Raw genomic sequence first — 6,637 nt, 5'->3', positions numbered from 1 at the left:
CTTTTTCTTTTTGATCTTCTTCTTTTTCGACCATGATTTCAGCAGTTTGTGCCTCGTCTGTCATGCCAACAAAGATGTTTAGATGCTCAGTTAAAATTTTTGCTCCAAGCGAAATCGCCTCTTTCGGACCGATGCTTCCATCTGTCCACACATCAAGCGAAAGTTTGTCGTAGTCAGAAGACTGACCAACACGAGTGTTCTCCACTTGGAAATTGACGCGTGATACTGGAGTGTAAATAGAGTCGATCGGGATCACGCCGATAGGAAGATCCTCACGTTTGTTTTGATCAGCAGGAGTGTAACCACGGCCGCGTTGAGCGTACATACGCATACGTAAATGACCGTTTTTAGCGATTGTTGCAATATATAGATCTGGATTTAAAATTTCTACGTCACTGTCATGTGTAATGTCAGCAGCCGTAACTGTTCCATCACCTTTAACATCAATCTCAATAACTTTTTCTTCGTCAGAGTAGATTTTAAGAGCAAGCTTTTTCACGTTCAAGATAATTGAAGCAACGTCTTCTACTACGCCTTCTACAGTTGAGAATTCGTGCAGTACGCCGTCAATTTGAATTGAAGTAACAGCAGCCCCTGGTAATGAAGACAGAAGGATGCGACGTAAAGAATTACCCAAAGTATTTCCATATCCGCGTTCAAGCGGTTCTACAACAAACTTTCCATATTTGGAATCTTCGCTGATCTCCACCGTTTCAATCTTTGGTTTTTCAATTTCGATCATTTCATTTACCCTCCTTCAAAACATCGAATGTATAGGTTCTTTCCATCATAGATTCGATCGTCAATGACGTATCGTTTTTTATTTGCACAAGACAGTCTGTACAAGAAATGATGTTCTCATTCAATATGAGACGCACCCATTACACGCGACGACGTTTTGGTGGGCGGCAACCATTATGAGGAACTGGAGTAACGTCTTTAATAGCAGTTACTTCTAGACCAGCACCTTGAAGTGCACGAATAGCAGCTTCACGACCAGCACCAGGACCTTTAACAGTTACTTCTAACGTTTTCAGACCATGCTCAACAGACGTTTTTGCAGCAGTTTCAGCAGCCATTTGGGCAGCGAATGGAGTAGATTTACGTGAACCACGGAAACCTAAAGCACCAGCACTTGACCAAGCAACAGCGTTACCTTGCATATCTGTAATCGTTACAATTGTATTGTTAAATGTAGAACGAATGTGTGCAATACCAGATTCGATATTCTTTTTCACACGACGTTTACGAGTTTGTTGTTTACGAGCCATGTTAAGAAGGAACCTCCTTTACTTAATTATTTTTTCTTGTTCGCAACTGTTTTACGAGGACCTTTACGCGTACGCGCATTGTTCTTCGTATTTTGACCACGAACAGGTAAACCACGACGGTGACGGATACCACGGTTACAACCGATTTCCATCAAGCGTTTGATATTTAATGAAGTTTCGCGACGTAAGTCACCTTCAAGTTTGTAAGAGTCTAATTGTTCACGGATTTGGTTTAATTGTTCTTCAGTTAAGTCGCGTACGCGGATATCTTCAGAGATACCTGCATCAGCTAATACTTTTTGTGCAGAAGTTTTACCAATACCGTAAATGTAAGTTAATGAAATTACAACGCGTTTATCGCGAGGAATGTCAACACCAGAAATACGTGCCATGTACGTTGTGCACCTCCTTTATAATCAACCTTGTTTTTGTTTGTGTTTAGGATTTTCACAGATTACCATTACTTTACCGCGTCGGCGAATTACTTTACATTTTTCGCAGATCGGTTTCACAGATGGTCTCACTTTCATCTAACCTAACCTCCTTAGTAGTCCGGAGCGCAAAAGATTATTTAAAACGGTATGTGATACGACCGCGAGTTAAATCGTAAGGAGATAACTCGATAGTAACCTTATCTCCAGGTAGAATGCGGATAAAGTGCATACGAATCTTTCCAGATACGTGTGCTAAAATCACATGTCCATTTTCTAATTCTACCTTAAACATCGCGTTTGGCAAAGTCTCAACAACTGTCCCTTCGACTTCAATTACATCATCTTTCGCCATCTACTCTGTCTCTCCTCTCTATATGCAAATTAAAGTTCTCATCGTTACATCAAACGGATATCTGCTGCAACTATAGACGCAACCTCGTTTCAACATATGTTTGGATTGTATGAGAGATATTTGAAAGACGCTCGTCTGGTTTCGTTTCACACAATCCACGGAATAGACAGAACCAGTAAGGGCGCTGTATCTCCCATGTTTACACGAATACCGGAATGTCTTGGATGAGAAATTCATACCCGTTACACAGATGCTTCCACGAAACCCATTATACTCTCTCAAATGTAATGTTGTACACTTTGAAAGAAATATATACCAGGCACAATATGCTTTTGCAACTCTCAAAAAATTATGTTTCGTTGTTGCTTCCGCATGCCTCCCGCGGAAGCAGTATTCTGCGCCCGGAGCCGGGTATCAGCTGCGGCTGCTCTGTAGTAGAGCGTCAAGATCAGCAAATACTTTATCAATATCTTGCTGTCCATCAATATTTGTTAACACACCTTTAGCTTCATAGAAATCAAGTAAAGGTTGTGCTTGATTCATATTTACTTCCAAACGATTTGCAACAGTTTCAGGATTATCATCCGCACGTGTATATAGCTCGCCGCCATCTTTATCACATTTTCCTTCCTCGGCAGGAGGATTGAAAATTAAGTGGTAAGATGAACCACAAGTTTTACAAATACGACGACCTGATAGACGAGCAATAAGTTCTTCTTTTTCAACTTGGATATTTAACGTATGTTCAATTGCTTTGCCAAGATTAGCAAGAATGCCATCTAAAGCTTCAGCTTGTGGAACTGTACGTGGGAATCCATCTAATAAGAAGCCCTTTTCACAGTCGGCTTTTGCAAGTCGCTCACCAACGATACCAATAGTTACTTCATCAGGTACTAGAGCACCTTGATCCATAAATGATTTCGCTTGTAAGCCTAGTTCTGTACCGTCTTTAATAGCGGCACGGAACATATCGCCTGTAGAAATATGAGGAATTGCGTACTTCTCAACAATTTTATCTGCTTGTGTACCTTTACCAGCACCAGGCAGACCCATTAAAACGATATTCATACGGTAATAATCCCCCCACAAAAGGTTTGTTGATCTCAGGAAACGTGTACCGTTCCCTTGAAATCAACATTATTTCATAAAGCCTTTGTAGTGACGTTTAACAAGTTGAGATTCTAGCTGTTTCATAGTTTCTAGCGCGACGCCGACTACGATAATTATACTAGTACCACCGATTTGCACTGAAGCAGGCAAATTCATAAAATTAATGAATAAAATCGGCATTACAGAAATAACAGTTAAGAAAATCGCACCAACAAAAGTCAGACGATATAACACGCTTGTTAAATACGTTTGAGTGTTTTCACCAGGGCGAATACCCGGGATATAAGCACCTTGTTTTTTCAAGTTATCGGCCACATTTTCTGGATTCACCTGAATGAATGCATAGAAATATGTGAACGCGATGATCAAAGCAATATAAATCATCATTCCAACAGGCTTTTCATAATTGAAAGTGTTTTGAATGAACGTAGTTACATTGTTTTCACCAAAGAACGGAACTAACGTTTGAGGTGTCACAAGAAACGCTGATGCAAAGATTACAGGAATAACCCCTGCAGCATTTACTTTTAACGGCAAGTGCGTTTGTTGACCACCAGTTTGTTGATTACGTTCAGTAACTCGTTTTGCATACTGAATTGGAATTTTTCGTAGTGCTTGTTGCACATAGATAACGCCAACAATAACTGCAAGTAAGATTAAAGCGAGTAATACAAGGACTACAATGTTAATGAACAGTGCATCACCAGCATCCTCGATTTGTTGTGCATAAACTTGGTTTGCTGCTGTGGGTAAAGCTGCAACGATACCTGCGAAGATTACTATAGAGATACCATTACCAACACCATGAGCAGTAATTTGTTCAGCAAGCCATACAATAAATGCTGTACCAGCTGTCAATACGATTGAAATCGTAACGTACGTTAGGACTCCTTCTTCTTTAATCAATGACCCACCATACATTTTGTTAAAACCAAATGACATGGCAAATGATTGAATGAAAGCAAGTATAATCGTAAAGTAGCGAGTAAATTGTGCAAGTTTACGTCTTCCGACTTCACCTTGCTTTGCCCATTCAGCAAACTTCGGTACTACGTCCATTTGCAATAATTGAACAATAATTGAGGCTGTGATGTAAGGCATAATTCCCATCGCAAAGATAGAGAAGTTTGCCAAAGCACCACCGCCAAAAGTATTCAGGAAACCAACGAGATTGAACTCATCAGTTGCCTTTAATACATCAGCGTCAACGTTAGGTACTGGTACGAATGTGCCAATACGGAAAACAATTAACATTAAAAGTGTGAAAATGATTTTATTTCGTATATCTCGAACACGCATAAAGTTAGAGATCGTCTGAAACATTAAATCACCTCAGTAGTTCCGCCGGCATTTTCAATTGCTTCTTTAGCCGAAGCTGAGAATTTATGAGCTTTTACTGTAAGCTTTTTGTTAAGAGTTCCGTTTCCAAGAACTTTAATCCCAGCTTTTTCATTGCTCACTAGACCTGTTTCAAGTAGTAATGCAGTTGTTACTTCTGCACCCTCTTCGAAACGGTTCAATGTGTCAAGATTAACGATCGCGTACTCTTTACGGTTAATGTTAGTAAAGCCGCGTTTCGGTAAACGACGGAATAAAGGGTTTTGACCACCTTCGAATCCAGGGCGTACACCGCCGCCAGAACGAGAGTTTTGACCTTTATGACCTCTACCTGCAGTTTTACCGTTACCAGAACCGATACCGCGACCTACACGGTTACGTACTTTACGGGAACCTTCTGCTGGTTTTAACTCATGAAGTTTCATATTGGATGGCACCTCCTTGTTCGTTAATTAAAAATTAGTTTTCTTTTACAGTAACTAAGTGTGCTACGACATCAATCATACCGCGAGTTGCTGCATTATCAGCTTTCTCAACAGTTTGGTTTAATTTACGTAAGCCCAAAGCTTCGATTGTTTTACGCTGTGCAGGTTTAGTACCAATCACAGACTTAGTAAGGGTGATTTCTAATTTGTTAGCCATATTATATTTCCCCCCTTATCCTAATATTTCTTCCACTGATTTACCACGTAATTTTGCTACGTCCTCTACGCGTTTTAATTCAGTTAAACCTTGTACTGTCGCACGCACCATATTGATTGGTGTGTTTGAACCAAGTGATTTTGAAAGAATATCAGTAATACCAGCAAGTTCTAGTACGGCACGAACCGGACCACCAGCGATAACTCCTGTACCAGGAGCAGCAGGCTTGATTAGGATTTCTCCTGCACCGAAGCGACCAAGCACTAAGTGTGGAGTTGTTCCACCAACACGTGGCACTTCTACTAAGTTTTTCTTCGCATCTTCAACAGCTTTGCGGATAGCATCTGGCACCTCTTGTGCTTTACCAGTACCGAATCCTACATGACCGTTTCTATCGCCAACAACAACTAATGCTGTGAAGCGGAAGCGACGTCCACCTTTAACAACTTTCGCAACACGGTTAATAGTAACTACGCGTTCTTCAAGTTCTCCAAGTTTGTTTGCGTCAATTCGACTCATGAAATGTGTCCCTCCTTCTTATTAAAATTCTAAACCGTTCTCACGTGCAGCTTCAGCTAAAGCTTTTACACGTCCATGATATAAGTAACCGCCACGGTCAAAGACAATACCAGTAATGTTCTTTTCAGCAGCGCGTTTTGCGATTGCTTCACCGACTTTAGTTGCAGCTTCTACGTTGTTACCAGCGCCTTCAAAAGATTTTTCTTGAGAAGATGCGCTAACAAGTGTTACGCCTGCCACGTCATCGATTAATTGTGCATAGATGTTCTTGTTAGAACGGAATACGTTTAAGCGTGGACGCTCAGCAGTACCCGTAATTTTAGAACGTACTCGTGCATGACGTTTTTTACGAACTTGATTTTTATCCTGTTTCGTAATCATAAGGGTCACTCCTTTCTAATGCTTAAGCAGCATTATTTACCTGTTTTACCTTCTTTACGACGAACGTGTTCGCCTTCGTAACGGATCCCTTTACCTTTATAAGGCTCTGGTGGACGTACGTCACGGATGTTAGATGCAAGAGCGCCAACGCGTTCCTTGCTGATACCTTTAACGATGATTTTTGTGTTAGAAGGAACTTCTACTTCAATACCATCTTCAGGTGTGAACTCAACTGGATGAGAGTAACCTACGTTAAGAACAAGTTTTTTACCTTGTAATGACGCACGGTAACCGACACCGATAAGTTCTAATGATTTTTCGAAACCTACAGAAACACCAGTAATCATGTTCGCTAATAGCGCACGAGTTGTACCGTGGTTTGTGCGGTGTTCTTTTGATTCAGAAGGACGAGATACAGTGATCACGTTGCCTTCTTGCTCAATTTTCATATCTTGGTGGAAAGAACGAACAAGTTCGCCTTTTGGACCTTTAACAGTAACAGTATTGCCTTCTGCAACAGTTACAGTTACGTTAGCTGGTACCTCGATAATTTTTTTACCTACACGAGACATTTAGTTGCACCTCCATTC

The 6,637-nt window shown here is 40.8% G+C and carries 12 protein-coding genes and 1 pseudogene; all 13 read right to left on the bottom strand.

What is annotated here, in order from left to right; genetic code table 11:
* Positions 1–742: DNA-directed RNA polymerase subunit alpha (locus ACIQ2D_RS17235; RefSeq protein ID WP_402866170.1), on the bottom strand; the 742-nt coding region annotated here is incomplete at its 3' end.
* A gap of 139 nt (positions 743–881) precedes the next feature.
* Positions 882–1,271, bottom strand: coding sequence for a 30S ribosomal protein S11 (gene rpsK, locus ACIQ2D_RS17230; protein WP_402756689.1), 390 nt, complete (start codon positions 1,269–1,271; stop codon positions 882–884).
* A 26-nt stretch (positions 1,272–1,297) separates the two neighbouring features.
* Positions 1,298–1,663, bottom strand: a complete 366-nt coding sequence (gene rpsM, locus ACIQ2D_RS17225) for a 30S ribosomal protein S13 (RefSeq protein WP_402866168.1) — start codon at positions 1,661–1,663, stop codon at positions 1,298–1,300.
* Between the two features lie 24 nt (positions 1,664–1,687).
* Positions 1,688–1,801, bottom strand: a complete 114-nt coding sequence (gene rpmJ, locus ACIQ2D_RS17220) for a 50S ribosomal protein L36 (protein ID WP_000868344.1) — start codon at positions 1,799–1,801, stop codon at positions 1,688–1,690.
* A 37-nt stretch (positions 1,802–1,838) separates the two neighbouring features.
* Positions 1,839–2,057, bottom strand: a complete 219-nt coding sequence (gene infA, locus ACIQ2D_RS17215; RefSeq protein WP_004233690.1) for a translation initiation factor IF-1 — start codon at positions 2,055–2,057, stop codon at positions 1,839–1,841.
* 88 nt (positions 2,058–2,145) lie between these two features.
* Positions 2,146–2,223 (bottom strand): annotated as a pseudogene (locus tag ACIQ2D_RS17210) (type I methionyl aminopeptidase); the annotation flags it as partial.
* A 248-nt stretch (positions 2,224–2,471) separates the two neighbouring features.
* Positions 2,472–3,125: an adenylate kinase gene (locus ACIQ2D_RS17205; protein ID WP_402866166.1), complete on the bottom strand. Its 654-nt coding sequence runs from the start codon at positions 3,123–3,125 to the stop codon at positions 2,472–2,474.
* Between the two features lie 69 nt (positions 3,126–3,194).
* Positions 3,195–4,490 carry a preprotein translocase subunit SecY gene (gene secY / locus ACIQ2D_RS17200; RefSeq protein WP_402866164.1) on the bottom strand — a complete coding sequence of 432 codons (1,296 nt, stop codon included), beginning with the start codon at positions 4,488–4,490 and terminating at the stop codon, positions 3,195–3,197.
* Positions 4,490–4,930 carry a 50S ribosomal protein L15 gene (rplO, locus tag ACIQ2D_RS17195; RefSeq protein WP_402866162.1) on the bottom strand — a complete coding sequence of 147 codons (441 nt, stop codon included), beginning with the start codon at positions 4,928–4,930 and terminating at the stop codon, positions 4,490–4,492. The genes secY and rplO overlap by 1 nt, the downstream gene beginning before the upstream one ends.
* Positions 4,931–4,964: 34 nt before the next feature.
* Positions 4,965–5,147, bottom strand: coding sequence for a 50S ribosomal protein L30 (rpmD, locus tag ACIQ2D_RS17190; RefSeq protein ID WP_349660269.1), 183 nt, complete (start codon positions 5,145–5,147; stop codon positions 4,965–4,967).
* Between the two features lie 15 nt (positions 5,148–5,162).
* Positions 5,163–5,666, bottom strand: a complete 504-nt coding sequence (gene rpsE, locus ACIQ2D_RS17185) for a 30S ribosomal protein S5 (protein WP_008181711.1) — start codon at positions 5,664–5,666, stop codon at positions 5,163–5,165.
* A gap of 21 nt (positions 5,667–5,687) precedes the next feature.
* Entirely contained in the window at positions 5,688–6,047 is a 360-nt protein-coding gene (gene rplR / locus ACIQ2D_RS17180) for a 50S ribosomal protein L18 (RefSeq protein ID WP_402866160.1), read from the bottom strand.
* 32 nt (positions 6,048–6,079) lie between these two features.
* Positions 6,080–6,619: a 50S ribosomal protein L6 gene (gene rplF, locus ACIQ2D_RS17175; protein ID WP_402866158.1), complete on the bottom strand. Its 540-nt coding sequence runs from the start codon at positions 6,617–6,619 to the stop codon at positions 6,080–6,082.
* Positions 6,620–6,637 lie beyond the last annotated feature (18 nt).

Origin of the sequence: Lysinibacillus sp. NPDC097287 (assembly GCF_044761695.1) — a bacterium.
GTDB lineage: Bacteria > Bacillota > Bacilli > Bacillales_A > Planococcaceae > Lysinibacillus.
The sequence above is the reverse complement of the archived record's forward strand: the minus strand, read 5'-3'. Positions and strand labels throughout refer to the sequence as shown.

Excerpts from the sequence above, each read along its gene's own strand:
- rpsK (WP_402756689.1), bottom strand. The coding sequence starts at position 1,271 with ATGGCTCGTAAACAACAAACTCGTAAACGTCGTGTGAAAAAGAATATC.
- rpsM (WP_402866168.1), bottom strand. The coding sequence starts at position 1,663 with ATGGCACGTATTTCTGGTGTTGACATTCCTCGCGATAAACGCGTTGTA.
- rpmJ (WP_000868344.1), bottom strand. The coding sequence starts at position 1,801 with ATGAAAGTGAGACCATCTGTGAAACCGATCTGCGAAAAATGTAAAGTA.
- infA (WP_004233690.1), bottom strand. The coding sequence starts at position 2,057 with ATGGCGAAAGATGATGTAATTGAAGTCGAAGGGACAGTTGTTGAGACT.
- ACIQ2D_RS17205 (WP_402866166.1), bottom strand. The coding sequence starts at position 3,125 with ATGAATATCGTTTTAATGGGTCTGCCTGGTGCTGGTAAAGGTACACAA.
- secY (WP_402866164.1), bottom strand. The coding sequence starts at position 4,490 with ATGTTTCAGACGATCTCTAACTTTATGCGTGTTCGAGATATACGAAAT.
- rplO (WP_402866162.1), bottom strand. The coding sequence starts at position 4,930 with ATGAAACTTCATGAGTTAAAACCAGCAGAAGGTTCCCGTAAAGTACGT.
- rpmD (WP_349660269.1), bottom strand. The coding sequence starts at position 5,147 with ATGGCTAACAAATTAGAAATCACCCTTACTAAGTCTGTGATTGGTACT.
- rpsE (WP_008181711.1), bottom strand. The coding sequence starts at position 5,666 with ATGAGTCGAATTGACGCAAACAAACTTGGAGAACTTGAAGAACGCGTA.
- rplR (WP_402866160.1), bottom strand. The coding sequence starts at position 6,047 with ATGATTACGAAACAGGATAAAAATCAAGTTCGTAAAAAACGTCATGCA.
- rplF (WP_402866158.1), bottom strand. The coding sequence starts at position 6,619 with ATGTCTCGTGTAGGTAAAAAAATTATCGAGGTACCAGCTAACGTAACT.